Genomic DNA, 25,809 nt, shown 5'->3' with positions numbered 1-25,809 from the left:
GCTCACTTGTAGATGAAGCCGACAACGCCGTGGTAGCGGCCGTTGGGCTTGTCTGTCTGCATGGTGCCGTAGACGCGATTGACGCGGCCAAGGAACATGCCGGCGCCATCGCTGGCGGCGTTGAAATTGTCATCCGGCTTGGCAAGGTCGTTGCGGGCCACCGGCTTCACCAGATAGGGCGTTATGATGATGACGAGCTCGGTCTCGTTGCGGACGAAGTCCCTGCTGCGGAAGAGCGAGCCGAGCACCGGGATCTTGGCTAGGCCAGGCAGGCCCGAGATAGCCTGGCGAACGTCGTCGCGAACGAGACCCGCGATCATCATCGACCCGCCCGAAGGCAATTCGACAGTGGTATCGGCAAGCCTTTTGCGGATGGACAATATCGTCATACCGGGTTGAGTGCCCGAACCTTCGAGGGTCGGCGCACCATCCGTGGTCGGCTCCGATACGGAGGTTCTGACCTTGAGGCTTATGCGCCCCGCCGACAACACGACCGGCTGGAACTCGAGGCCAATGCCGTATTCGATCTTTTCAAATGAATATGTCGTCAGGCCGGTCTGATTGTCGGTCGAGACATTGCTCGAGCGACCGGTGGCCAGATTGTACTCGCCGCCGACCTTGAACGTTGCCTTCTCGCCCGACACGGCGGTGAGGGTCGGCTCGGCCAGCGTCTTCATCACGCCGCTTTGCTCCATGGCATTGATGTAGGCCTGGAGGCCGTTTCCGATCCCGTCTCCCAGCAACAAACCGGAACTAGCCGCAATCGGCTTGCCCAACCCGAAAGCAGGCGAACTTGCCGCGCTGTAAGAAATGCCGTTGGAGCTGCCGCTGCCGACCATGTTGACGCCGAGCTGCTTCATCACGGAGCGGCTGACTTCGGCGACCGTGACCTTCAGCGTAACCTGGTCGTCGCCAATGATCTGCAGCAGGTTGACGATCTTGCTGGTGCGGCGTTCCTGGTCCGGATTGTTGATGTCGACACCGCTTTGAGCTGAACCGCCGGCGGCGGTCTGCGAATACTGTCCCGTCGTCGCTTCACCACCCGAAACGAAGATCGTCGCCAGGTCGACCGCGCGCTTTGCGTCCAGCGGCGTGTCGACCGTTCCGGTCAGAACGACGTTGTCGTTCAGCAGTTCCACCTTGATGGCCGACGTCGGCAGGAAGCGCCTGATATAATCCTCAAGGCCGGCAACGTCGCGTTCGACGGCCAGGTCAAGACTGACGATCTGCTCGCCATTCGGACCGAAGACAAAGATGTTCGTCTCGCCGACCGCCTTGCCGAACAGATAGATGCGCCTTGCGGTGCGGGTCACCGCATCGGCCACCGCCGGGTTGGCGACGAGAATGTCGTAGGCATCGCTCGGCAGGTCGATGACCACCGACTTGTTGAGGCCGAGTTTGACGCGCTGGGTGGCCGTCGATGCCGTGACCTGCGCGTTCTTTGCCTCGACAACGCTGCCTTGCACATTCGTTCCGACGAGCAGCAGGCCGAATGCCGCGGCTACGATTGCCGGCAGTTTACCGCTTAGCCTCATTTCCTTGCCCCTACTTCGGAAACTTCGCCCGACTTGATCAGCCTCACCGTTCCCCTGCGGCCATTGCCGGAAACGAGATAGTCGGCCTCACCCAGATTCTTTTCCTGCGCGTCCGCGACTGCCCGTAGCGCCAGGGTCAGGCGATCCGCCATCTGTTGGGCGACGGTGATGATCTCCGCCTGCTTGGGCGTCAGTTCCAGCGTGGCGGTCTGACCCACCCTGGTCTTCTTGCCTTCCTCGTCCTCCTGAATGGTCTGATCGATGGCCAGGACGCGGATGTTCTTGAGGATGGTCTCGGTGTTGAAGCCGGCGGCGCCGCTGGCGGCATCGGCCCTGCGGGTCATGATGACGTCGACGAAATCGTTGGGAAGAATGAAGCCGCCGGCCGACGTATCGGCCGAGATGGCCGTGGCGACCGCCCGCATGCCGGAAGGCAGGATCGACGACATGAAGCTCTGCCCCTCGCCGATCAGCTTGGAGCGCCGCAGGGGTTCTCCGGCATACATTGCCACACGGGCAACGGAACTCTTCAGCTTGTCCAGCGCCTCGGGCTCGGCGGTGCGGGTGATGAAATTCGCGTTGACGCCGTCGGCGGGCCAGGATTGCCAGGCGATGTTGTTTTGGATCGGGCTGCCCATCGGAACGTCGCCTGAAAGCACAAGCACATCCTGGAGTGCCACTGCCGGGGCTTGGGGGCCGGAATCGACGACGACCTGGGGCGGCGGTGCCACCATGTTCTTCGCGACATAGCCAGCGCCACCCGCCGCGGCCACCGCCACGCTCAGAATTATCAATCGCGATGCTGGCATCTGTCCGAACCCTTGCCCTGGCAAACCACGTAGCCAAGCCGGACTTTGCAGCGGCAATCGTCAAAACAAGGTTAATGTAATGCTTACGATCGTGATTAATTTAAGCTTTACATAAATTAGCCGGAATGTGGTCTGAACGGCCAAAATGGCCGGGCCGGCCCTGTTGAGAACGGGGTTTCGGCAATGCTGACAGACAATAAAAATAAGATCGTGCTCAAGTCGCCAGCCTGGCAAGCGCCCATACCATCAAAGGCGAATCCGGATAGGTCAGCAACCCGCCAAGGCCGAGGGCGACGCCGTAGGGAACACCTTTTGCCTCGTCGGCGAAATGGCGCAGAAACGGATTTTGGCCGGTAACGGCCGCAAGCAGCGACTTCCGGTAGAGGATGATCGCCAGCGTCAGCAAGCCGCCGATGATTGTCGAGGCGACAAGATACTCCACGAGATTGATATTGAGGCCCATCCACATCGCGGTGGCGGCCAGAAGCTTGGCGTCGCCGCCGCCCATGCCGCCCATTGCAAACAGGCCGAACGTCACGGCCAGGACCAGGGCGCCGGCGGCGAAATGTCCGCCATAGACCGCCCAGTCCATACCCGTCAGCGGCGCGACCAGCGCGAAAACAACGACGAGCAGCACCGGCACGCGATTGGCGATCGTCATCGACAGCATGTCGGAAATCGCGGCAAACAGCATGCAGAACGGAAAGACGACGAAGATCAGGGCTTCAAGCATCGGCGCTGTGCCTATTGTTCAATTCCAATGCGGCCAGTCTAGACATGTTCGATTAACGATTGATGAGGCCCGCTGCTAAAACGTCTTGGTACCCTAAGGTCTCACAAACAAAGCAAGGGCCGCCAGTGAGGCGGCCCTTGCTGCAAGTTGATTGCTTCAGCGATAGCGAATCAGTTGCCAGCGCCGTTCAACGTGGATCCGATGTTGGTGAACTTGGCGTTGAGCGCAGTACCGAGCTGGCCCGCGCCAGTGATGATGGCGAGCGCAATGAGAGCGGCGATCAGACCATATTCGATAGCGGTCGCGCCGGATTCGTCCTTCACAAAACGTGCGATGAGATTAGACATTCGAGAGCTCCTACTCCACGTGTTACAGCACTTCCGTCAACTTCTGTGATGGTTGATCGGATGCTGCCAATCTAGGGAGAAGCTCTTTCGATCGGCTTAAGAAACAGCCTTACCGATTCCTTTCCCGGTTCGAACACATTGCGTGGTTAACCTGGGGCTAATATACCACTGAGCCTTCTCGCCCCGGGTTTGTGGACTTCCGGACAGTGCCCGGCGAGCGTCCTTGTCTGCCATCGCATCATTGGCGACACCGCATGCTTAACCGTTGGTTCACCAATCTCGTTCATGTTCCGTTGATCAGTCCGCCTGCGTGGAGCGCCTCAATGGCCCAGCCGAGATCGTCAATCCTGATTGCCGCGCTTCTTGCCGTCTCGAGCTTCGTCGCGCCCGCCATGGCCGGCGCCGGTATCGAGGTCACGATGAACCAGGCCAAGATCGTCAAACTGTCGCGTCCCGCCGACACCATCGTGGTCGGCAACCCGGCAATCGCCGACGCTTCGGTGCAGGACGCTTCAACGATCGTGCTCACCGGCAAAGGCTTCGGGGTCACCAATCTGGTCGTGCTCGATACGGACGGCAGCCCCATCGTCGACGAGCAGGTTACCGTGGTGCGGCAAGCCGCCTCGTCCGTGCGCATCTATCGGCGCGCCGAAATCCAGACGATGTCGTGCACACCCTATTGCGAAAGCTCGTACAAGAGCGAAGCGGAGAAGTCTTCGGAAGCGGAGATGAGCGTCAGCCGATAGGTGGCGTTGCCGACTGCCGTTCCGGTTATTGTCTGGTTAAGAGGCCTGCGCCGACTTTAACGATCATCCAAACCGGACCTCAATCGGTTTGCGCTAATGCTCCTTCCGAGACCGCATAGAGATCGGCAGGATCGGACATGAGCAAGGAATTCGGTCGCGCAGGCGACCACAAAGTGAGACGCCCAAGGTTTTTCGCCCGCTTCCTTCGTGACCGGCGCGGCGCCACGGCAATCGAATTCGCGATCCTTTCAGTCCCCTTCGCGCTGCTTGTCTTTGCCATTCTGGAAAGCTGCATCTCGTTTGCCGGCCAGGAGGTGATGGCCAACGTCACCGACGATGTCGCGCGCAAGCTGCGCACCGGCCAGTTGAGAGCGGCTGACGTTGCCGGAACCAATTTGCGGGACATGATCTGCACGAAACTGCAGATCATCGTCTCCCAGGATTGTCCCAATCAACTGCTGGTGGATCTTCGCCAATATACGTCGTTCGCCGATGCGGCCACGGCAGGCTTCAAGATCCAGAACGGCGACGTCGTACTGACGAAAGGCACCGCAACCCAATCGTTCTCAGTGACAGCGGGTGCGGCGGAGTCGAGGAACATGCTTCGGGTCTTCTACAAGTGGCCGATCATGACCGATCTGCTGGCGCAGTCGATGGGCGGCAACAAGACCCTGCATTTCGCATCGGTGACCTGGCAGAACGAGCCGTTCGACAACTGAGCGGAATGCACGAGCAGTATAAGAAAAGGGCAAGGGCATGATGCGTGCGGGGGCACATCTTATGATTACGGGAGTTTGGCGGAAAGCAAGCCGATTCTGGTCCGATCGCCGCGGCATCGCGGCGGTTGAATTCGCGTTGATCATGCCAATTCTGCTGATCATGTATTTCCTGACAATGGAAGCGTCGCAAGCCATCGAGACCAGCAAGAAGGTCAGTCGTATCGGCAGCATGGTGGCCGATCTCGTCACCCAGCAGACAAGCGTCCTCAAAGCGGATGTCGACGCCATCATGCAGATCGGCAGCGTCACCCTTCAGCCCTACAACCGCTCGCCCCCTAGCATCACCATCACGGCGATACAGGTTACGCCCGATGCGACGAGGGCACTGGTGGTTTGGTCACGCAAATTGGTCGCCGGCGTCGCCAGCCGTGGCGCCGGCGCCACCACCGAGACAACGATCCCGACGTCGCTCAGAGTCGCCAACACGTTTCTCATTCGCGTCGAAAGCAACCTCGGCTATACGCCGGCCATCGCGTGGAGCGCGAGCAGTCAACAGAAGCTTGGACTGACCTCGGCTTTCAGCAACATAACCATGGGCGAAACCTATTATCTGCGCCCCCGCAGAAGCGTGACGATCCCTTGCAGCGACTGTTGAACAGAACCAGCTAGGCCCTGCGCAGGGCCGCTACTGCTGCGGCTCACGGTCCGAAACGAAGCGCACGATAGCAGCGGCCATCTCGTAGTCTTTTGGCGCCACGCGAGCGAAGCCGCCGGAATGTCCCGATTCCAGGAGGGCGTAGATATCGGGCGTCGTCGACTTGAGGTTGGTGAGGAACACGGCAAGTCGACGCTTGGCTTCCGGGTCGAGATCGCTGCGGACCGCGTGCGGGCCGTATCTCAGCAGACCCGACGTCCACACGACACGAAGCGCCGTCACCGAGAGCCCTGCCGCCTCCAACCTGGCCTGCGTGCCCGACGGTTCTCGCGGGCCGTCGGCAGCGGCCGTCACCCAGCCAAACAGGCCATCAGCCTTGCCGTCGACCAGCATCGTCTCGGCCGCCGCGGCCGAATCGGCACGGGCCAGAAACGGTGCATCTTCCGCGATCTTGCGGCCTTCCGCGGCCAACGCCGCCAATGGCAGGAGAGAACCGCCGACGCTGTCCGAAGGCGCCATGGCGATACGATGGCGGTCCATCGCCGCAAGGTCGGGCAGCTTGCCGTCCCGCGTCAGCAGAACGGAGCGGATGCCGATCGCGCCGTCTGAATCGACCGGAGCGACAAGCGGTTCGATACATAAGCAGCGCTGCGAGGCCGTTGCATAGGCGGTGGCCGAATAGATCGCATATTCGATGCGGGAATCGGCCTGCGCCTCGATCAGCGCGGCATAATTGCGGGCAACGACAAACTCGACCTTCATGCCCAATGCTTTGGTGTAGGCGTCGGTCAACACAGCCAGCCCCGGAACGGCGTTGCCGGCACCTGGCTCGGCAACGATGCCTATGCGAAACGTGCCGATATCATCGCGCCAGTCGGCATGCGCCGGGTTGGACCAGAGCCCGACGAGCGCGCCCGGCCCCAGCAACAGAGCGGCATATGTCTTTAACGCAACCCTCATGACAGAACCGCCGTCTGTTTTCCCGGATCGATGCTCAGATCGTCATTCCCAAACCGCTGCGCACTTTTGGGCGACGCACTGCTTGCTTTGGGCAAGTCGTTGCCCCCAAAACCGCTGCGCACTTTTGGGCGATATGCACTGATTGTCACGCCTGCCCGTTGCCGTTTGGTTTCCGAATTGCCAATGAAGTCGCGGAACCCTATGTCTGGTCGGTCAAACTGGCAACAACTTGATGGCGCGCGCTTTCCTCTTCGTCCTGGATTCCTTCGGCATCGGCGGCGCGGCCGACGCCGACCGCTACGGTGACGCCGGCGCCAACACATTCGCGCACATCGCAGAGGCCTGTGCGGAGGGCCGTGCGGATCGCGAAGGGTCTCGTAGTGGACCGCTGTTTGTCCCTCATATGGCCTCACTCGGGCTTGGCAAGGCTGCCGAAACCGCGACGGGACTGGGATTTGCCAACAGCGGGGCGGATATGCTCCCAACTGCCTTTCACGGCGCCGCACAGGAGGTTTCGAGCGGCAAGGATACGCCATCCGGCCATTGGGAAATCGCCGGCCTGCCGGTGCGCCTCGACTGGGGCTATTTCCCGGATACGGTTCCGGCCTTTCCGGCCGAACTGACCGAGGCGATCATCCGTGAAGGCAAGGTGCCGGGCATTCTCGGCAATTGCCATGCGCCGGGCACCGAGATCATCGAGCGCTTCGGTGAGGAGCACATCCGGACCGGCAAGCCGATCTGCTACACGTCGGTCGACTCGGTCCTGCAAATCGCCGCGCATGAAGTCCATTTCGGCCTCGACCGGCTTTATGAATTCTGCCAGGTGGTGCGCAGGCTGGTTGACCCGCTGAGGATTGGACGGGTGATCGCGCGGCCGTTCGTCGGCGAAACCACCGCCACTTTCGAGCGGACATACAACCGTCATGACTACGCCGTGCCTCCGCCGGAACCGACCCTGCTCGACCGGCTGACGGCGCGTGGCAGCCGTGTCATCGCCGTCGGCAAGATCGGCGACATCTTCGCCCATCGCGGAATTTCGCAAGTGCGCAAGGCGGCAGGCAACATGGCGATGTTCGACGAGGCGCTGGGTGCGATCGATGATGCCGGCGACGGTGACCTCGTCTTCGCCAATTTCGTCGACTTCGACACCGAATTCGGTCACCGCCGCGATGTCGCAGGCTATGCTGCCGCGCTCGAGGCCTTCGACCTGCGGCTGCCGGAAGCATTTGCGAGGCTGCGGCAGGGCGATCTTCTCATCCTGACGGCCGACCACGGCAACGACCCGACCTGGGGCGGGACCGATCACACGCGCGAGCGCATTCCGGTGATCGGCACTGGACCGGGTCTCAAGGGCGGCGACATCGGACTGAGAACGACATTCGCCGACATTGGCGAGACCCTGGCCGAGCATCTCGGGCTGGCGCCCGGACGCTACGGCACTTCTTTCTATACGGCGATCGGCGGTCATGCCTGAATTGCCGGAAGTCGAAACCGTCCGGCGCGGACTTCAGCCGGTTCTGGAAGGCGCCACCATCGCCCGCGTCGAGGCGCGCCGACCGGATCTGCGCTTTCCATTTCCCGAGAAATTCGCGCAGCGGCTGACCGGCAAGACGATCACGGCACTCGGCCGCCGGGCCAAGTATCTGACGATGGACCTGGAAGGCGGGCCCGTGCTAATCTGCCATCTCGGCATGTCGGGCTCATTCCGCGTCGAGACGGCCGATGGCAGCGACATGCCCGGCATCTTCCGGCACGACCGCTCGAAAAGCTCCAATCACGACCACGTCGTCTTCCATGTCGAGTCTCCAACCGGTGCCCGGTCCCGCGTGATCTTCAATGATCCGCGCCGCTTCGGCTTCATGTTGTTTGCGGAGGGACTGCCGGACGTTCACCCGATGCTGGCTGGACTTGGCGTCGAGCCTACGGGCAACACATTGGACGGTGCGCTGCTCGCCTCATTGATGAAGGGGCGGCGATCACCACTGAAGGCAGCGCTTCTCGACCAGAGGCTGATCGCCGGGCTCGGCAACATCTATGTGTCGGAGGCGTTGTGGCGTGCCGGCCTGTCGCCGCTGCGCGAGGCGGGCACGATCGCCAGGCCCGGAAAGAAAGCCCAAGCCCAAAGCGAACACCTCGCGCAAGCCATTCGTTCGGTGATATCGGATGCGATCGCAGCCGGCGGCTCCTCACTGCGGGACTATATGCAGACCGATGGGTCGCTGGGCTATTTCCAGCACGCCTTCGCCGTCTACGACCGCGAAGGCGAGGCCTGCTCCAAGCCCGGCTGCGGCGGCCACATCGAACGGATCGTGCAGAGCGGCCGATCGACCTTTTATTGCCGGACATGTCAGCGGTGAGTTTGAGCAATTCCAGGAAAAGTGTGAAACGGTTTTCCGTCGAGAATTGCGTCGAGACAAGGAGATGGGAGCGGTTCTGCGTTTCCGTGAAACGATGAACCGCTCTAGACGAGCGTGAGCAAGGAGAAGCAGCCATGGCCTATGAGACGATCATCACCGAGACGCACGGCAAGGTTGGGCTGATCACGCTGAACAGGCCGCAGGCGCTCAACGCGCTGAATTCGCAGATTCTGACCGAAGTGGTGGCAGCCGTGAACGGGTTCAGCGCCGATCCAGATATCGGCGCCATGGTCATCACGGGTTCCGAAAAGGCTTTCGCCGCCGGCGCCGATATCAAGGAGATGCAGTCCATCTCCTACGCGGACGCCTACGCTCAAGACTTCTTCGTCGGCTGGGAGGAACTGACGCGGGCGCGAAAGCCTATTATCGCGGCGGTGGCGGGCTATGCACTCGGCGGCGGCTGCGAGCTGGCGATGATGTGCGATTTCATTATCGCCGCCGACACGGCCAAATTCGGCCAGCCCGAGATCACCCTCGGCGTCATTCCAGGCATGGGCGGGTCACAAAGGCTGACCCGCTTCGTCGGCAAGTCGAAAGCGATGGACATGTGCCTGACCGGGCGGATGATGGATGCCGCCGAGGCCGAGCGTTCTGGTCTGGTGTCGCGGGTCGTGCCTGCCGGCGAGCTTGTCGAGGAGGCGCTGAAGGCCGCAGCCAAGATCGCCGCTTTCTCACTACCATCGGTGATGATGGCGAAGGAGGCTGTCAACCGCGCCTTCGAGACGACGCTTGCCGAGGGATTGCGGTTCGAGCGCCGGCTGTTTCACTCGCTGTTTGCACTGGACGATCAGAAGGAAGGCATGGCGGCCTTTGCCGAGAAGCGGAAGCCGAATTTCACCAACCGCTGACGCCAATCCCTTGGCCGCGAAGAAGATGGCTGTTGGCCGCCAAAAAGAAGACCGGGCAGCGTTGACGCGCCGGAAAAGCTGAACTATAAGCCGCACCAACCGAGGCGGCCCCGTGGCTGCCCGTTTGTTTTTTGCGCCCTGCGGCATTCCGCATGCGCCGACCAGATCAGAAGAGAGGCATCATGGCCAATACATCCTCGGCCAAAAAGGCAACGCGCAAGATCGTCCGCCGCGCAGCGATCAACAAGAACCGCCGCTCGCGCGTCCGCACCTATATCCGCCAGGTCGAAGAGGCGCTTGCCTCCGGCGACAAGGCTGCCGCACAGGCTGCCTTCAAGATCGCGGAGCCGGAATTGATGCGCGCCGCGACCAAGGGCGTGATTCACAAGAACACGGCGTCCCGCAAGGTGTCGCGACTGGCTCAGCGGGTCAAGGTACTGTCGGCCTGACATTACTTGCCTAGACTGACGTTCTTCGAACCCGGCCGTTTGTGCCGGGTTTTTTCGTTTGCCGGCAAGCACTTAAAAAGAATGTCCGGAAACGGCGTCTTAGGCGGATTTCACAATTGGGAATAGTTTGCCGGCATATGCATGCCTGCTGTTGATCGGCATGCTTGAAAAGGGCCAGCTTAATGATTCTTAACTGTCAGAAATAGCTTATAATTTTCAGACACTTACTGATGGTGATCCACAGCTTGTCCACACCGGGCCGACCCGATCGGGGACAAGTCGCTGTCAAGCGAATTATTTCAGAATATTTCTCTCAGCGTCCGGTTTTTCATATTCGCCGGAAAAGGGTTTGAATCACAATGGCTTTGTTAAAATGTGCCGTCACGGCACGCCACTCGAACCCGCCTCCAGTAACCAGATTCCTTAAAAATCCGTTAGACGTGGCCTTGCCCTATCCACAGCGATTTCGGTAGTGTCGATCTATCGAAAGGGACGGGCTCTGGCTCTTAACCCAAGCCTGAATCGGCCAGCTTAAATTGGCGGGATTTGCAACGCGGATCAAGTCCGCGGACGGGTTTGGTTTGTCTTTTTCGATACGGTAGGGGACTGGCGTAACTAGACATGGCAGGTAGACGGCGCGCCGGCGCTCCTTTCGCCGGACGGTGTTGTATTGCCCTGACATACCCAACGCGGACTGGCTTCCATGGGCCGGCACCGGTTCCCGCAGATAATGGGCGACGTTCATCTGCCGGCGGCGGCAGCGGACATCGTAGCAAAGACTTAGGTCGCCGGAACCGGATGCAGGAGGCGCATCCCCGGTGGAAACAGGTACGGAAGAACAAGGAAAAGATCATGCAGAGCGGCATCGAAAGGGAGCTTACGGGCGACCTCCCATTTCCTGGAACTTTGATCGGAGCAAACGACATGGCGGTGTCCAGCGACGCGGAACAGAAATTCGACCGGGTCAAAGCCCAGTTGAAGGCGCGCCTGGGAACCGAAGTCTATTCGAGCTGGTTTGGCCGCATGAAGGTCGCCGAGGCTTCCAAGGGCATCGTCCGCATCTCGGTGCCTACTGCCTTCCTGCGCTCATGGATCAACGGCCACTATCTCGACCTCATCTCCGAGTTGTGGAAGCAGGAGGATCCCGATCTCCTCAAGATCGACATCGTCGTGCGCACGGCAACCCGTCAGGGACGCAGCCAGGCCGAGCCAGAGGTAACGCCAGCACGCAGCAAGGTGACACGGCAGACGCAGACGGCGCTTGCCGCCGGCACAGTCAGCCCCAGCCGGGTGGAGCGCGCACCGGCTCCGCGTCCGGGCACACCGATCGAGAGCGAATTCCGCCACAACGTTTTGGGATCACCGCTCGATCCGCGCTACACGTTCGGCTCCTTCATCGAGGGACCGTCGAACCGGGTGGCCTTCGCCGCCGCCAAGGCAGTGGCGGAATCGCAATCGAGCGCGGTGCGCTTCAATCCGCTTTTCCTTCACGCAACCGTCGGGCTCGGCAAGACACATTTGCTGCAGGCCATCGCCGCGGAATCGCTGAAGCAGAACCCCAAGTCGCGCGTCGTCTATCTCACGGCCGAGTATTTCATGTGGCGCTTTGCCACCGCGATCCGCGACAACAACGCGCTGACGCTCAAGGAACAGCTGCGCGACATCGACCTGCTCATCATCGACGACATGCAGTTTCTGCAGGGCAAGTCGATCCAGCACGAATTCTGCCACCTCATCAACATGCTGCTCGACAGCGCCAAGCAGGTCGTCGTCGCCGCCGACCGGCCGCCATCGGAACTGGAATCGCTCGAACCGCGGGTCCGTTCGCGCCTCAATGGCGGTGTCGCGCTTGAAATGTCGGCGCCCGATTTCGCCATGCGCCTCGGCATGCTCAAATTGCGCCTTGCCACGGCCAGGAGCGACGACGCGTCGCTCGACATTTCGGAGGAGATCCTCAATCACGTCGCCCGCACCGTGACCGGCAGCGGACGCGAGCTGGAAGGCGCCTTCAATCAGCTTTTGTTCCGTCAATCCTTCGAGCCGCAGATCACCATCGACCGGATCGACGAAATCCTCGGCCACATCTATCGCACCGGCGAGCCGAAGCGTGTCCGTATTGAGGACATCCAGCGCATCGTGGCGCGTCACTACAATGTGTCGAAGACCGAATTGCTGTCCAACCGGCGCACGCGCACCATCGTCAAGCCGCGGCAGGTCGCCATGTACCTGTCGAAGGTGATGACGCCGCGCTCGCTGCCTGAGATAGGACGGCGTTTCGGCGGCCGCGATCACACCACGGTGCTGCATGCCGTGCGCAAGATCGAGGACCTTTCCGGCAACGACAACACGCTGGCGCAGGAACTTGAGCTTCTGAGGCGGTTGATCAACGACCAGGCCTGATCCTCCGGGGATGGCAGAGCCAGAACAATACCGGAATTCAATGGCTTGCCAGTGCGGCGCTGGGCCTGGATCGGGCTCGTGGCGCCGCCTGGAAGCGATCTGGATTTCGGTTTTACGACACTGGCTCGCGGACTTCGGGCGCGTTATCCCCAGAAAGCCCGCCTAGCCGGCCTGAACCGGTGGCGCGGGCTTGCGTTTGCTGGTTTTTTCCTGTCAGTTTACGCAGATTCTGAGCCTGTTCAGACCTTTCGCGGGACGCCGCTCACTGGTGACCCGTCATTCATTCAAGCGAGCCTGTTTCGTCATGCGTGTTATCCTGGAACGGTCAAATCTCCTGAAGTCGCTCAACCACGTCCATCGTGTGGTCGAGCGGCGAAACACCATACCGATCCTGTCCAACGTGCTGCTCAGCGCCGAAGGCGCCAGCCTTGAAATGAAGGCGACCGATCTCGACCTCGAGGTGACCGAAGCGACGCCCGCCAAGGTGGAGCGCGGCGGGGCGACGACAGTCCCGGCACATCTGCTCTACGACATCGTGCGCAAGCTTGCCGATGGCGCCGAGGTGATGCTGAAGACGGACGAGGACGGCAACGCCATGACGGTGACGTCTGGCCGCTCGAGCTTCCGCCTTCAGTGTCTGCCGCAATCCGACTTCCCGGAGCTCTCGGCCGGATCCTTCTCGCATATCTTCCGTCTCGACTCGGTTGCCCTGAAAGGCCTGATCGAGAAGACCCAATTCGCCATCTCCACCGAGGAGACGCGCTATTACCTGAACGGCATCTACCTGCACACGCATGAGGTCGGCGGCAAGCTGAAGCTGCGCTCGGTGGCGACCGACGGCCACCGCCTGGCGCGCGCCGAGATCGATGCGCCAGCGGGTTCCGAAGGCATGCCGGGCATCATCATTCCGCGCAAGACGGTGAGCGAGCTGCAGAAGCTCGTCGACGATCCGGATGTCGCGGTCACCACCGAACTGTCGGACACCAAAATCCGCTTCACCATCGGCAGCGTGGTTTTGACCTCGAAGCTGATCGACGGCACCTTCCCCGACTATCAGCGGGTCATTCCGACCGGCAACGACAAGAAGCTGATCATCGACCGCCAGAGCTTTGCCGCCGCCGTCGATCGTGTCTCGACCATCTCTTCCGAACGCGGCCGCGCGGTGAAGCTGTCGATCAGCGAGGGTCAGGTGACGCTTGCGGTCAACAATCCGGATTCAGGCAGCGCCACCGAAGAACTGTCCGCCGACTATTCATCCGATCCGATCGAGATCGGCTTCAACGCCAAGTACCTGCTCGACGTTGCCGCGCAGCTGACCGGCACGGAGGCCAAGTTCATGCTGGCGGATGCCGGTTCGCCGACACTGATCCACGACATGGCCGACGAGACCGCGCTTTATGTGTTGATGCCGATGCGGGTGTAGCGGCGCGGTGTCAGCACTTCGGTCCTGTTGTGAACGGCGGCAAGCGCGATATTTACGGCAACTCCTAGAGCAATTCCAGGAAAAGTGTGAAGCGGTTTTCCGTCCGGAATTGCGTCAAAACAAAGAGATAGAGCGGTTCTGCGTTTCTGTGAAACGATGGAGCGCTCTATAGGCGGATAGCGGTTGCCGGGACAGAACCATATAAGTAAGCTAACACTTACTAATTTCCGCAACTATGCGGCACTGACGATCGATCTGGCGCCAGGTGCCGTGGTTTTTTCCGGCGACAACGGCGCCGGCAAGACCAATCTCCTCGAAGCGATCTCCTTTTTGACACCAGGGCGTGGCTTGCGCCGCGCCCCTTACGCGGATGTCGCACGCGAGGGCGGCGACGGCGGCTTTGCATTGCATGCCCGGCTCGACGGACCTGACGGCCAAGTCGAGATCGGAACAGGCATTTCCGGCGGCGACACCGCCGGCGAAGGCGGCAGGCGGGTGCGCATCAATGGAGCTCCGGCGCGTTCGGCCGAGGACATGCTGGAATGGCTGCGCGTGGTGTGGCTGACGCCGGCCATGGACGCGTTGTTCACCGGGCCGGCCGCGGATCGCCGGCGCTTTCTCGACCGGCTGGTGCTGGCGATCGATCCCGGCCACGGGCAACGTGCGATCGACTATGAGAAGGCGATGCGTGGCCGTAACCGCTTGCTTACTGAAGGCTCTCGAGACGACCGCTGGTTCGACGCTATCGAGACGCAGATGGCCGAAACCGGTGTGGCGATCGCCGCCGCGCGGGCCGAGATGGTGCGTCTTCTCGCCGCCATGATCGACAGGCTGCCCGACACAGGACCGTTTCCGCAGGCCGACATCGGCCTTTCGGGCGATCTGGAAGCCGAGATTGCCGTCGCGCCGGCAGTCGATGTCGAGGAACGCTTCCGCCGGACGCTTGCCGACGGCCGTGAGCGCGACCGCGCCGCCGGGCGCACGCTCGATGGCCCGCATCGTTCGGACCTGATGGTTCGGCACCGCCCCAAGGCGATGCCGGCCGAGCTTTGCTCGACAGGCGAGCAAAAGGCGCTGCTGGTCGGCATCGTGCTGTCGCATGCAAGGCTGACCGGCGAAATGTCGGGCATGACACCGATCCTGCTGCTCGACGAGATCGCCGCGCATCTCGACAGCCGGCGCCGCACGGCGCTGTTTTCCATCCTGGAGGAACTGAACTGCCAGGCGTTCATGACAGGAACCGATGCTGCGCTGTTTTCCAGTCTCCAGGGACGCGCGCAATTCCTGACTGTCGACCATGGGACGGTTGGGCCAACCGAAGATCCCTGACAAGGTTTTTCAGTCCCTGTATGATCAGGCAATGACCACTGCCGCCCTGACCGCAGACGAGATCGAACGCTATGCCCGCCACATCGTGCTACCGGAGATCGGCGGAGCCGGCCAGCAAAGGCTGAAACAGGCCCGGGTGCTGGTCATCGGCGCTGGCGGGCTGGGCGCGCCGGTGCTTGAATATCTCGCCGCCGCCGGCGTCGGCACACTAGGCGTGGTCGATGACGACACCGTTTCGCTGTCCAATCTGCAGCGCCAGGTCATTCACGGTACCGACACTGTCGGCCTGCTGAAAACCGATAGCGCCAAGGCGGCAATCGCTCGCATCAATCCCAACACAATTGTTGAAGCGCACACAATCCGGCTGACCAAGGACAATGCGCCCGCCCTCGTCGCCCGCTATGACATCGTCGTCGACGGTTCCGACAATTTCGAAACGCGCTATGCCGTGGCCGATGCCTGCGCGAGCGAAGGCAAGCCGCTGGTGCATGCCGCCGTCGGACGCTTCGATGGTTCGGTAACGGTGCTGAAGCCATTCGAAGACGGCAAGGACGGCAAACCCAATCCAGGCTATCGCGATCTGTTTCCCGAGGCGCCGCCGCCGGGCCTGGTGCCGTCCTGCGCCGAAGCCGGCGTGCTTGGCGCGCTGGCCGGTGTCGTCGGCACGCTGCAGGCCATGGAGGCGATCAAGCTGATCACCGGCGTCGGCGAACCGCTGGTCGGCCGGCTGCTGCTCTATGATGGGCTGGCGGCGCGCTTCGACACCATCCGCTACAAGAGAAGCTGAATTCTTGGACCGGATCGAAGCTGTCTCCATCACGCGGATCCCGACCGATTTCGACCGCTGGGACGATGTGCTCGCATTGATCATGCGCGCTTTCGCCTCGATGGACGGCGTCATCGACCCGCCCTCCTCGGCCCACCTTTTGACCACCGACACTCTGCGGGACAAGGCGCGGTGGGAGACCGGCTTCGTCGCGCTCAAGGGCGATCGGATCGTCGGCTGCGTCTTTGCCCTTGAAAAGGTGACAGAGTTCTATGTCGGCAAGCTCGCGGTCGCGCCGGACTGCCAGGGACAAGGCATTGGCCGGCGGCTGATGCAGGCGGTCGAAGACCTTGCCCGCAGCCGCGGCAAGGCGGCAATCGAGCTTCAGACGCGGATCGAGCTGACCGGGAATCATGCGGCCTTTGCTCGCCTCGGCTTTCGCGAACTGAACGGACGGCGCACGAGGGCTATGCCAGGCCGACCTCGATCACCATGCGCAAAGCTATCCCGTAAGGTTTATCTTACGGTTTGTGGGCCGCGACAGCGTCAGGTCCTGAGCGGCAGCACGCGGTCTGGTGGGCGGTGGCCGTCAACGAAGGCGCGGATATTGATGATGACCTTTTCACCCATGTCGATGCGGCCCTCGAGCGTCGCCGAGCCCATATGCGGCAAAAGCACGACCTTGTTCTTGGCGGCGAGCTTCAGCAGCTTGCTGTTCAAGGCCGGCTCATGCTCGTAGACATCGAGCCCGGCGCCGGCGATCTTGCCGTCCTGGATCAGCTTGACCAGCGCTTCCTCGTCGATGATGTCGCCACGTGCGGTGTTGACGACATAGGCAGTCGGCTGCAGCAGCGCCAGCCGCCGCGCCGAAAGCAGATGGAAGGTTGCCGGCGTCGAGGGACAGTTGACCGAGATGATATCCATGCGGGCCAGCATCTGGTCGAGGCTTTCCCAATAGGTCGCCTCCAACCCGTCTTCCACGGCCGGCAGCACGCGGTGGCGATTGTGATAATGGATCGACAGTCCGAAGGCCTTGGCCCGCCTGGCGACGGCGGTGCCGATGCGGCCCATGCCGACAATGCCGAGCCGCTTGCCCCAGATGCGCCGGCCCAGCATCCAGGTCGGCGACCAGCCGGCCCATTTCTTGTCACCGGTGAGCACATTGGCGCCTTCCGCCAGCCGCCGCGGCACCGCCAGCATCAGCGCCATGGTCATGTCGGCGGTGTCCTCGGTCAGGACATTCGGCGTGTTGGTGACGGTGATGCCCCTCTTGGCCGCGGCCGCGACATCGATCTTGTCGACGCCATTGCCAAAATTCGCGATCAGTTTGAGGTTGTCGCCGGCCTGGGCGATCAGTGCGGCGTCGATCTGGTCGGTTACCGTCGGCACCAGCACGTCGGCCTCCTTGACCGCCGCGACCAGTTCCGGCTGCGTCATCGGCCGGTCCTCGACATTCAGCCTTGCGTCGAACAACTCGCGCATGCGGGTCTCGACGGGGTCGGGCAGCTTTCGCGTGATGACGACGAGAGGCTTCTTTTTGCCTGCCATTGTTTCCCTCTCGAGTACTTGCCGCAATTCCGAACGCAAAACCGCTTCACACTTTTGCTGGAATTGCTTCTAACCCGATCTCGTTGAGACCTCTTTAACCAAGACCGGCGAAACTGAAAGCCGGTCGCGGTGCCGATTACTCCCTGTAACAAGCGGTGCCGCCGAAGACAAAGAAAAAGGGGCGCCGAGGCCGATGGGCAAGCGCCGAAAGGAATGAAAGTGTCTGGTTTCGCGTCGCTTCGCCTGACCCTCAGCGCAGCATTTCTCGGCGCTCTGCTTTATTCTCCGCTTGCGGGCGCGCAGAGTGCCGCAGCACCTGCCCAGGGCGTCGTCACGCTTGGTCCGAGCGGCCTGCCGCTGCCGCGCTTCGTCAGCCTGAAATCCGGCCGCGTCAACTCGCGCGTCGGTCCCGGGGCCAACTACTCGGTCGACTGGATGTATATGAAGGCCGGCCTGCCGATGGAGATCATCCAGGAATTCGACACATGGCGCCGCGTGCGCGATGCCGATGGTTCGGAAGGCTGGATCAACCAGTCGCTGCTTTCCGGCCGACGCACGGCAATCGTCGCACCATGGCAGCGCGGCAAGGGCGCCCAGATCGACCTTCTCAACAGTCCCGACAAGGACGCAAGAGTGGTCGCGATGATTGAACCTGGCGTCATGGGTACGATCAAATCCTGCGACGGCCAGTGGTGCGAAATGACGTTCGACGGCCACACCGGCTGGCTTGCCCAGTCGGTTGTCTGGGGCGCCTATCCCGGCGAACGGGTCAAGGACTGACAACTTCATCGCGAGGCTCGGAAGAACTCGGGATCAGAAATAGGCCGGCAATCACGGATACGGCAACAAGGTGCTTGCGCCTCCGCTTCATCAAACTCAATTGCAGCATTGTCATTCACGCCGCCGATCGCTCGCGTCCGTTGCGAATGCGGCAGCGATTGCGCCTCTCAGCGGGTTGCTCAACCGTGTCAGGAGCGTAATCCGGCTGGCTGGCAAATCCGGCAATCCATGCGACCGGTTCAGTATCACGCAATCGGCCGGTACCTGGCTCTGCCCGATCGCCGCCACTCCCAAGCCCGCGCTGGCGGCCGATTGCAACGCAGTCACCGAACCGCCGGTGAAGGCGAGGCGCCAGGCGGTATTGCTGCCATCGAGCGCGCGTTCCGCTGCCAGTCGGACGGTGCAGGATCCGGGCAATGCCAACAGCGGCAACGCGGCAGACGACCGCCAGACGTCAGGCGACCTTGCACACCAGACAAGCTGGTCTCGGTAGAGCGGGATGCCCTGGCGCCGGCTGATATCCATGCGCACGACGGCAAAATCGGCCTTGCCTGCGTCGTAGCGGGCCTGCATCTCGGCTGAGAGACCCACCGACACTTCCAGCAGCAATTCCGGAAAGACTTGGCTCAGACGCCCAAACGCCGACTCCAGAAGCGCACCGGCGGCGTGATCGCCGATGGCCGCCCGGAGCGTGGTGGTTTGCGTGCCAGCATCGAATGTAGCCACGGCCCGGTCATGAGCCTCGAGGACCTGCCGCGCCGAAGCAAGGAACCGCGCGCCTTCGGGCGTCAGCGAAACCGCGCGCGGCGTCCGCGCCAGGAGACGCCGCTCCATCGCTTGCTCGAGCTTGCGGACCCGCAGGCTGATCGCCGACTGGGTGGTCCCGAGAAGATCGGCCGCGGTGGTGAAGCTCTCGCAGTCGGCAACAAGCACGAAGCTGCGAAGCTGTTCGATGGCAAGATGCTTCATTTCGTACTCATATCATAGAGACAGCTACTATGACATTTCCAAATGCTCCTCGTCGAGTCATATGGATTCCGACGAAGCACGGCGGTTGCCGGCTGACCCGGAAGGAGAATGATTAGATGTCTCGCCTATCGCCAATAAACGAAGATTCCGACACGGAAGCCGGCAAGCTTCTGGCGGAAACGCGACGCCAGCTCGGACGCGTCCCGAACCTCTATCGCGTCCTGGCCAACTCTCCGGTCGCTCTCAAAGGTTATCTGCAATTTCGCGAGTCGCTGCAGAGCGGCCGTCTCAGTTCGAAATTGCGCGAGCAGATCGCCCTGATAACTGCTGAGGTGAACCGCTGCGAATACTGCGTTTCGGCCCACGCATTTCGCGGATCCAAGATCGGCATCTCCGATACGGAATTGGAGCTAAATCGCAGGGGCGATTCAAGCGATGCCAGAGTGGCGGCCACGCTGGCGTTGGCTGCGGATGTGGCGCGTAGCCGCGGAGCCGTCACCGACCAGGCATTCGGCGCCGCCAGGGCCGCGGGGCTCGACGACGAGGAACTGGCAGAGGTGATCGCGCATGTCGCACTCAACTTCTATTCCAACATCCTCAATCACTTCGCCCAGCCAGAACTCGACTTTCCACGGACAGTGCTTCTCAATGACTGACCTCGTGACCCTCGATCCGAGTTCGATGGCGACCATTCCGCGTCACCAGATCGTCGTTTCGTCCAGCTATGGTTTCGATGAGACACTGCAACGGCTTCGCGACGCCATCGCTGCTGCCGAGCTATGGATCATCCATGAGATCGATCCGCAGGCCCTGCTCAGGAAAGGCGGGATCTCCACCATTCGGCTCCGTCAACTGCTTTGGTTCCACCCGCGATACATGGCGCGCCTGTTGCTGACCGATCCTGGCGCCGTGCCCGAAGCGCCGTTCAAGTTCGTGGTCAGCGAACAAGCAGCCGGCGTGACGGTCTGCGCCTTGAACCCGATTTTGGTGTTCTCGCCATATCCCCGGCTTTTTGGTCTCGCCCATGAACTGTTCGACGCGACGGAGCGAATGCTCGAGACGGTTTCCACGATGCCGGTGTCGGGAGGCGATATCTAGCGGAGCCATGAGCGGTCCGGCCGCCTGCATCAGGCGTGGTCATCTAGTCCCGATGCGGCCGAGATGGTGTCCGGAAAGCCGGTCGACAGCTTCAGGCCATAGCCCAGCGCACGGTCGATGGCGATGTGGGCGATCCAGATCAGCAACCGCCATCGCATTGCCCCACATGTGCCCGGCGAGCAGCAACAGCGCGGGCACGGTCAGGGGGCCTCGCCGGTCATTCGCGGCGTTTGGGGCGCAGCCTCACCACGATGTCGACATTGGCGATCTCCATCCCTTCCGGAGGCTCCGGCAGGTTGGCAACCGTCACCGGACCGCTGTCGATGTCGAATATGCGGTTTTCGCCTTCGATGTAGAAATGGTGGTGGTCGGAGGTATTGGTGTCGAAATAGGTTTTCGCGCCCTCGACGGCGAGGATGCGCAAAAGTCCCGCCTGGGTAAACTGGTGAAGGGCATTGTAGACGGTGGCCAGCGACACCGGCACGCCGGCGGCAACCGCCTCCTCGTGCAGTTCCTCGGCCGACAGATGCCGGTCGCCCTTGGCGAAAAGCAGATCGGCCAGCGCAATGCGCTGACGCGTCGGCCTCAGGCCGGCTTCACGGACCCGCTTGTCCACAGCGACATTTTCCTTCCGGCCGTCCAGGTCCATCTTCTCGTCGAACCCCACAGTTCCGCCCCAAGACACGCCCAGAATGGCAAAAAAATGAACGTCTGCCGAAACCGGACCTCTCAGGACATATATTCTGTCGTCCGAATGCGATCAATAGCGCGCATTGACCCAGGCAGACGAGCAGGCTAAGCGCAAACGCCGGTTTCCGGCCTGAAACAGATTGTGTTAGGAAACCAACTACAAGGGCACCCGATAGCCCGGAACGATATGGGATGAGATTGATGGCGGGTAAATCCAGCTACGAGTACGACGAATTGCTGGCCTGCGCCCGCGGCGAACTGTTCGGACCGGGCAACGCCCAGCTTCCTTATCCGCCGATGCTGATGTTCGACCGCATCACCGAGATCAGCGAGACGGGCGGCGCCTTCGAGAAGGGTTTCATCCGCGCGGAGTTCGACATCAAGCCGGACCTGTGGTTCTTTGCCTGCCATTTCATCGGCAATCCGATCATGCCGGGGTGCCTCGGCCTCGACGCCATGTGGCAATTGACGGGCTTCTATCTTGGCTGGCTGGGCGAACCCGGCAAGGGGATGGCGCTGTCGACCGGTGAAGTGAAATTCAAGGGCATGGTCACGCCCTCGGTGAAGAAGGTCGAATATGGCATCGACTTCAAGCGCGTGATGCGGGGCCGGCTGGTGCTCGGCATCGCCGATGGCTGGCTGAAGGCGGATGGCGAACCCATATACGCGGCAACGGATTTGAAAGTCGGTCTGTCCAAGCAGTCGGCGGTTGGCTGACCGGCATCCCTGGCCAGCTCTCTGGCCAGCATCCTTGGAAGGAGTTGCGAATGAGACGTGTCGTAGTCACAGGCATCGGCGTTGTGTCGTCGATCGGCAACAATGCCAACGAGGTGCAGACCTCTCTGCATGACGCCAAATCCGGCATCAGCTTCTCCGATTCCTTCGCCGAACACGGCTTCCGTTGCCAGGTCTGGGGAGCGCCGACGCTCGATCCATCGGCCATGATCGACCGCCGTGCGATGCGCTTCCTGAGCCAGGGGGCTGCCTGGAACCATGTCGCCATGGATCAGGCGATCGCGGATGCGGGCCTCGGCGAGAGCGACATCACCAATGAGCGCACCGGCATCGTCATGGGATCGGGCGGACCATCCACCCGCACCATCGTCGAAGCTGCCGAAACGACGCTGAAGAATGGCAGTCCCAAGCGCATCGGTCCGTTCGCGGTGCCGAAGGCAATGTCATCAACCGCATCGGCAACGCTTGCCACCTGGTTCAAGATCCACGGCGTCAACTACTCGATCTCGTCGGCCTGTTCGACCTCGGCGCACTGCATCGGCAATGGCTACGAATTGATCCAGTGGGGCAAGCAGGACATCATCTTTGCCGGCGGCCACGAGGATCTCGACTGGACGATGTCGGACCTGTTCGACGCCATGGGCGCGATGTCGTCGAAATTCAACGACAAGGCATCGACCGCTTCCCGCGCCTATGACGCCAATCGCGACGGCTTCGTCATCGCTGGCGGCGCCGGGGTGCTGGTGCTGGAAGAGCTTGAGCATGCCAAGGCGCGCGGCGCCAAGATCTATGCCGAGATCGTCGGCTATGGCGCGACGTCGGATGGCTACGACATGGTTGCTCCTTCAGGCGAGGGCGCGGTCCGCTGCATGCGCCAGGCGCTGGCTACGGTTTCCACACCGGTCGACTACATCAACACCCATGGCACCTCGACGCCGGTGGGAGATTCCAAGGAAATGGGAGCGATCCGCGAGGTGTTCGGCCCAGAGATGCCGTATATCACCTCGACGAAGTCGCTGACCGGCCATTCGCTGGGCGCGGCCGGCGTGCAGGAATCCATCTATTCGATCCTGATGATGCAGGGCGGCTTCATCGGCGAAAGCGCCCATATCGAGACCCTCGACCCCGAATTCGAGGGCATGCCGATCGTGCGAAAGCGCATCGACGACGCCAGGATCGATACTGTCTTGTCCAATTCGTTCGGCTTCGGCGGCACCAACGCCACGCTCGTTTTCCAGCGCTATTCCGCATAAGGATTTGCCGGCCATGGACGGATTGATGAAGGGCAAGCGCGGGCTTGTCATGGGTGTCGCCAACGATCATTCGATCGCTTGGGGAATTGCCCGGAAATTGTCCGAACATGGGGCGGAACTCGCCTTCACCTATCAGGGCGATGCCTTCGGACGCAGGGTCAAGCCGCTGGCCGACAAGCTCGGCGCCTCGCTGGTGGTGCCGTGCGACGTCGAGGACAGCGCTTCGGTCGCCGCCACATTCGAGACCCTGGGCAAGGAATGGGGCGGGCTGGATTTCATCGTCCACGCCATCGGCTTTTCCGACAAGAACGAGTTGAAAGGCCTCTACGCCGACACCAGCCGGGACAATTTCGTCCGTACCATGGTGATCTCTTGCTACTCCTTCACCGAGGTCGCCCGCCATGCAGCCACCTTGATGCAGGACGGCGGATCGATGATCACGCTGACCTATGCGGGCTCCGTCCGCGTCATGCCGAACTACAATGTCATGGGCGTCGCCAAGGCAGGGCTGGAGGCGAGTGTCCGCTACCTCGCCAACGATTACGGTCCGCGCGGCATCAGGGTGAACGGCATATCGGCTGGACCCGTGCGCACGCTCGCCGGCGCCGGTATTTCCGATGCGCGCCATATGTTCTCCTACCAGCAGCGAAACTCGCCGCTGCGCCGCACGGTGACCATCGACGAGGTCGGCGGCTCGGCACTTTATCTGTTGTCGGATCTGTCTTCCGGGGTTACCGGCGAGATCCACTATGTCGATTCCGGCTATCACATCGTTTCCATGCCGACACTCGACGAATTGAAGCAGACCGACGGCGGACGAGACTAACGCCTGTCGCCCAAAGGTGCGCGGCGGTTTTGGAATGGCGACATTGAAGACACGAAGCTTAAAGCGCGCCAACTGAATCCGTTTCAGCGCTAGGCGTATTGATCCGCTCAAGAAATACTTTCGGTCCAGTAAAATTGGATTCATTCGCGGAAACTCATTTTAAGGAGATATCCGCTAGAAAGCCCCGTACTCAGGGGAACTTTCAATGCTCGCCGTCAGCAACCCGAAGCGAACACCGGTGTTCCGACTGCTCACCATAGCGAGTTCGGGTCTCGGCAGTTTCGTCCTCGGGCTCTGGGGCTTGAAGCTCGGCCTCGGCGATGGTTTTGTCGGCATCTCCGCGGACATGATGGTCTCGGTGATGGCCGCTCTTTGCGCACTGGCGGCATCGGTCGCCGCGATGTCCTTCTTCGCCGGCGTCGATGAATCGGCGGATTTCGTCTTCACGGAAACCCATTTCGACAAGCTGACCGGCCTGGTGGCACGCCCGGCGATGGTCGGCAAGATTGCCGAGGCGGCATGCGCGACCAGCCGGACCGGCGAGCCGATGTTCCTCATCGATATCGACATCGACCGGTTCAAGCAGATCAATGACGCCATCGGCTACAGCCAGGGCGACGAGTTGATCCGCGCCTTCACCAAGCGCTTGAAGACGTGCGTGCCGCCGCGCGCGCTGATCGGACGCATCGGCGCCGGTGAATTCGCGATCCTGCTGCCCGACAATCAGGTGTCCGGATCGCTGGAAAGCACCGTCGAGAGGCTCATCGACGAGATGATGGAGCCCTATGATCTCGGTACGCACCTGCAATCGGTCAGCCTGTCGGTCGGCATCGTGGCGATGCCAAAGGACGGCGTCGATCCGGTCCTCATCCTGCGCCGCTCCAATCTGGCGCTGCAGAACGCGCGCGCCAGCGGCGTCGGCAACTGGTCGGTCTTCCATGCCGAAATGGGCAGGGTCGCCGACCATCGCCAATGGATCGAATCCGAACTGCATATAGCCTTCGAGCGTGGTGACTTCGACCTTCATTACCAGCCGCAGCTCGATCTCCCGACCGGCCGCATCGTCGGGTATGAAGCGCTTATCCGCTGGCGGCATCCGGAACGCGGCATGATCCCGCCGATGGAGTTCATTCCGATCGCCGAGGAAACCGGCATGATCGGCCCGATCGGCGAATGGGTGCTGCGCAAAGCCTGCAGCGACGCACAGCATCTGCCCGATGATTGCTTCGTCGCCGTCAACATCTCGCCCGTCCAGTTCATGACCAAGGACTTCGTCGGCATCGTGCGCGACACTATGACGAGCACCGGCATCAAGCCGTCGCGGCTGGAGCTGGAAGTGACCGAGACGGCGATGATGCAGGACCGCGACCGCGCCGCCGCCATCCTGAAGGAGCTTGCGGATATGGGCATCTCGGTCGCCGTCGACGATTTCGGTACCGGCTATTCCAATTTGAGCTACTTGATCGATTTCTCATTCGGCAAGCTGAAGATCGACCGGTCCTTCGTCAGCCGCCTCGACACCGACTCCAGCTCCGGCGCGGTCGTCTCGACGATCGTCGGGCTTTCGCGCGCGCTCGGGGTCAGCATCATTGCCGAAGGCGTCGAGACCGAAAGCCAGGCGACGCTGCTCAGGGCAGCCGGCTGCGAGGTGGTGCAAGGCTATCTTTACGGCAGGCCCGCCCCCCTCAAGATCAGGATCGGCGACGCGCATGTCACCGATGAGGTCCGGCGCGTCGCCAATCTGCATTGAGTGCGACGCGATGTCTGTTTTCGT

At 61.6% G+C, this 25,809-nt stretch carries 27 protein-coding genes and 1 pseudogene; 19 read left to right on the top strand and 9 right to left on the bottom strand.

Going from position 1 to position 25,809, the window contains the following annotated elements:
- Nucleotides 1-2 precede the first annotated feature (2 nt).
- From NKJ11_RS00960 to NKJ11_RS00945, 4 genes are all read right to left on the bottom strand, one after another.
- Nucleotides 3-1,535 (bottom strand): type II and III secretion system protein family protein, encoded by a 1,533-nt coding sequence (locus NKJ11_RS00960; RefSeq protein WP_128304342.1) that lies wholly within the window; start codon nt 1,533-1,535, stop codon nt 3-5.
- Entirely contained in the window at nt 1,532-2,344 is an 813-nt protein-coding gene (gene cpaB / locus NKJ11_RS00955; RefSeq protein WP_352610745.1) for a Flp pilus assembly protein CpaB, read from the bottom strand. The genes NKJ11_RS00960 and cpaB overlap by 4 nt, the downstream gene beginning before the upstream one ends.
- A 214-nt stretch (nt 2,345-2,558) precedes the next feature.
- The gene (locus NKJ11_RS00950; protein WP_127327694.1) at nt 2,559-3,077 is read right to left on the bottom strand and encodes an A24 family peptidase; all 519 of its coding nucleotides are present in this window, start codon (nt 3,075-3,077) and stop codon (nt 2,559-2,561) included.
- Nucleotides 3,078-3,247: 170 nt separating this feature from the next.
- A complete protein-coding gene (locus NKJ11_RS00945) occupies nt 3,248-3,424 on the bottom strand; it encodes a Flp family type IVb pilin (RefSeq protein WP_127327695.1) in 177 nt (58 codons plus the stop codon).
- A 323-nt stretch (nt 3,425-3,747) separates the two neighbouring features.
- Between NKJ11_RS00945 and NKJ11_RS00940 the strand changes: the two genes are divergently transcribed.
- From NKJ11_RS00940 to NKJ11_RS00930, 3 genes are all read left to right on the top strand, one after another.
- Complete coding sequence (locus NKJ11_RS00940; protein ID WP_013533687.1) at nt 3,748-4,170, top strand: pilus assembly protein N-terminal domain-containing protein; 423 nt, start codon at nt 3,748-3,750, stop codon at nt 4,168-4,170.
- 137 nt (nt 4,171-4,307) lie between these two features.
- The gene (locus NKJ11_RS00935) at nt 4,308-4,889 is read left to right on the top strand and encodes a TadE/TadG family type IV pilus assembly protein (protein ID WP_127295250.1); all 582 of its coding nucleotides are present in this window, start codon (nt 4,308-4,310) and stop codon (nt 4,887-4,889) included.
- A gap of 37 nt (nt 4,890-4,926) precedes the next feature.
- Nucleotides 4,927-5,544, top strand: coding sequence for a TadE/TadG family type IV pilus assembly protein (locus NKJ11_RS00930; RefSeq protein WP_023811381.1), 618 nt, complete (start codon nt 4,927-4,929; stop codon nt 5,542-5,544).
- 30 nt (nt 5,545-5,574) lie between these two features.
- Here NKJ11_RS00930 and NKJ11_RS00925 read toward each other — a convergent pair whose 3' ends face one another.
- Entirely contained in the window at nt 5,575-6,504 is a 930-nt protein-coding gene (locus NKJ11_RS00925) for a phosphate/phosphite/phosphonate ABC transporter substrate-binding protein (RefSeq protein WP_023811382.1), read from the bottom strand.
- A 232-nt stretch (nt 6,505-6,736) separates the two neighbouring features.
- Between NKJ11_RS00925 and NKJ11_RS00920 the strand changes: the two genes are divergently transcribed.
- The 9 genes and pseudogenes from NKJ11_RS00920 to NKJ11_RS00880 all read left to right on the top strand — a co-directional run bounded on the left by NKJ11_RS00920 (nt 6,737) and on the right by NKJ11_RS00880 (nt 16,649).
- Complete coding sequence (locus tag NKJ11_RS00920; protein ID WP_023811383.1) at nt 6,737-7,978, top strand: phosphopentomutase; 1,242 nt, start codon at nt 6,737-6,739, stop codon at nt 7,976-7,978.
- Nucleotides 7,971-8,861 carry a bifunctional DNA-formamidopyrimidine glycosylase/DNA-(apurinic or apyrimidinic site) lyase gene (gene mutM / locus NKJ11_RS00915; protein ID WP_023811384.1) on the top strand — a complete coding sequence of 297 codons (891 nt, stop codon included), beginning with the start codon at nt 7,971-7,973 and terminating at the stop codon, nt 8,859-8,861. The genes NKJ11_RS00920 and mutM overlap by 8 nt, the downstream gene beginning before the upstream one ends.
- Before the next feature lie 134 nt (nt 8,862-8,995).
- The gene (locus NKJ11_RS00910) at nt 8,996-9,769 is read left to right on the top strand and encodes an enoyl-CoA hydratase (protein WP_023811385.1); all 774 of its coding nucleotides are present in this window, start codon (nt 8,996-8,998) and stop codon (nt 9,767-9,769) included.
- A 182-nt stretch (nt 9,770-9,951) separates the two neighbouring features.
- Entirely contained in the window at nt 9,952-10,218 is a 267-nt protein-coding gene (rpsT, locus tag NKJ11_RS00905; RefSeq protein ID WP_013533694.1) for a 30S ribosomal protein S20, read from the top strand.
- A gap of 924 nt (nt 10,219-11,142) precedes the next feature.
- A complete protein-coding gene (gene dnaA, locus NKJ11_RS00900) occupies nt 11,143-12,618 on the top strand; it encodes a chromosomal replication initiator protein DnaA (protein WP_023811386.1) in 1,476 nt (491 codons plus the stop codon).
- A gap of 304 nt (nt 12,619-12,922) precedes the next feature.
- Nucleotides 12,923-14,041 (top strand): DNA polymerase III subunit beta, encoded by a 1,119-nt coding sequence (gene dnaN / locus NKJ11_RS00895; protein WP_023811387.1) that lies wholly within the window; start codon nt 12,923-12,925, stop codon nt 14,039-14,041.
- Nucleotides 14,042-14,224: 183 nt separating this feature from the next.
- Complete coding sequence (recF, locus tag NKJ11_RS00890; protein WP_352554691.1) at nt 14,225-15,370, top strand: DNA replication/repair protein RecF; 1,146 nt, start codon at nt 14,225-14,227, stop codon at nt 15,368-15,370.
- Between the two features lie 31 nt (nt 15,371-15,401).
- Nucleotides 15,402-16,157 (top strand): molybdopterin-synthase adenylyltransferase MoeB, encoded by a 756-nt coding sequence (locus tag NKJ11_RS00885; RefSeq protein WP_352580075.1) that lies wholly within the window; start codon nt 15,402-15,404, stop codon nt 16,155-16,157.
- An 82-nt stretch (nt 16,158-16,239) separates the two neighbouring features.
- A pseudogene (locus NKJ11_RS00880) lies at nt 16,240-16,649 on the top strand (GNAT family N-acetyltransferase).
- A gap of 33 nt (nt 16,650-16,682) precedes the next feature.
- Here NKJ11_RS00880 and NKJ11_RS00875 read toward each other — a convergent pair.
- Nucleotides 16,683-17,684, bottom strand: coding sequence for a 2-hydroxyacid dehydrogenase (locus NKJ11_RS00875; protein ID WP_023811391.1), 1,002 nt, complete (start codon nt 17,682-17,684; stop codon nt 16,683-16,685).
- Nucleotides 17,685-17,903: 219 nt separating this feature from the next.
- Between NKJ11_RS00875 and NKJ11_RS00870 the strand changes: the two genes are divergently transcribed.
- On the top strand, nt 17,904-18,464 hold the full coding sequence (locus NKJ11_RS00870; protein WP_023811392.1) for an SH3 domain-containing protein: 561 nt from the start codon (nt 17,904-17,906) through the stop codon (nt 18,462-18,464).
- A 111-nt stretch (nt 18,465-18,575) separates the two neighbouring features.
- Here the strand turns inward: NKJ11_RS00870 and NKJ11_RS00865 are convergent, their stop codons facing one another.
- The gene (locus tag NKJ11_RS00865) at nt 18,576-19,433 is read right to left on the bottom strand and encodes a LysR family transcriptional regulator (RefSeq protein ID WP_023811393.1); all 858 of its coding nucleotides are present in this window, start codon (nt 19,431-19,433) and stop codon (nt 18,576-18,578) included.
- Between the two features lie 116 nt (nt 19,434-19,549).
- Here NKJ11_RS00865 and NKJ11_RS00860 point away from each other — a divergent pair, with 116 nt between their 5' ends.
- Both NKJ11_RS00860 and NKJ11_RS00855 read left to right on the top strand, forming a co-directional pair.
- Nucleotides 19,550-20,089 carry a carboxymuconolactone decarboxylase family protein gene (locus NKJ11_RS00860; protein WP_023811394.1) on the top strand — a complete coding sequence of 180 codons (540 nt, stop codon included), beginning with the start codon at nt 19,550-19,552 and terminating at the stop codon, nt 20,087-20,089.
- The gene (locus NKJ11_RS00855; protein ID WP_023811395.1) at nt 20,082-20,531 is read left to right on the top strand and encodes a DUF302 domain-containing protein; all 450 of its coding nucleotides are present in this window, start codon (nt 20,082-20,084) and stop codon (nt 20,529-20,531) included. Before NKJ11_RS00860 ends, NKJ11_RS00855 begins: the two co-directional genes overlap by 8 nt.
- A 29-nt stretch (nt 20,532-20,560) precedes the next feature.
- On the opposite strand, the gene NKJ11_RS00850 is transcribed toward NKJ11_RS00855, so the two are convergent.
- Complete coding sequence (locus NKJ11_RS00850) at nt 20,561-20,689, bottom strand: DUF4260 family protein (protein ID WP_245486205.1); 129 nt, start codon at nt 20,687-20,689, stop codon at nt 20,561-20,563.
- A 59-nt stretch (nt 20,690-20,748) separates the two neighbouring features.
- Nucleotides 20,749-21,180 carry an iron response transcriptional regulator IrrA gene (gene irrA / locus NKJ11_RS00845; protein WP_024503471.1) on the bottom strand — a complete coding sequence of 144 codons (432 nt, stop codon included), beginning with the start codon at nt 21,178-21,180 and terminating at the stop codon, nt 20,749-20,751.
- Nucleotides 21,181-21,422: 242 nt separating this feature from the next.
- Between irrA and fabA the strand changes: the two genes are divergently transcribed.
- The 4 genes from fabA to NKJ11_RS00825 all read left to right on the top strand — a co-directional run bounded on the left by fabA (nt 21,423) and on the right by NKJ11_RS00825 (nt 25,785).
- Entirely contained in the window at nt 21,423-21,938 is a 516-nt protein-coding gene (gene fabA, locus NKJ11_RS00840; protein WP_013527885.1) for a 3-hydroxyacyl-[acyl-carrier-protein] dehydratase FabA, read from the top strand.
- Between the two features lie 50 nt (nt 21,939-21,988).
- Entirely contained in the window at nt 21,989-23,209 is a 1,221-nt protein-coding gene (gene fabB, locus NKJ11_RS00835; protein ID WP_023811398.1) for a beta-ketoacyl-ACP synthase I, read from the top strand.
- A gap of 13 nt (nt 23,210-23,222) precedes the next feature.
- On the top strand, nt 23,223-24,035 hold the full coding sequence (fabI, locus tag NKJ11_RS00830) for an enoyl-ACP reductase FabI (RefSeq protein ID WP_023811399.1): 813 nt from the start codon (nt 23,223-23,225) through the stop codon (nt 24,033-24,035).
- Between the two features lie 205 nt (nt 24,036-24,240).
- Nucleotides 24,241-25,785: a putative bifunctional diguanylate cyclase/phosphodiesterase gene (locus NKJ11_RS00825; RefSeq protein ID WP_352610750.1), complete on the top strand. Its 1,545-nt coding sequence runs from the start codon at nt 24,241-24,243 to the stop codon at nt 25,783-25,785.
- The last annotated feature ends 24 nt before the right edge of the window (nt 25,786-25,809 follow it).

It is taken from the genome of Mesorhizobium sp. M0243 (assembly GCF_040321775.1).
In the GTDB taxonomy this organism is placed as follows: domain Bacteria; phylum Pseudomonadota; class Alphaproteobacteria; order Rhizobiales; family Rhizobiaceae; genus Mesorhizobium.
The sequence above is the reverse complement of the archived record's forward strand: the minus strand, read 5'-3'. Positions and strand labels throughout refer to the sequence as shown.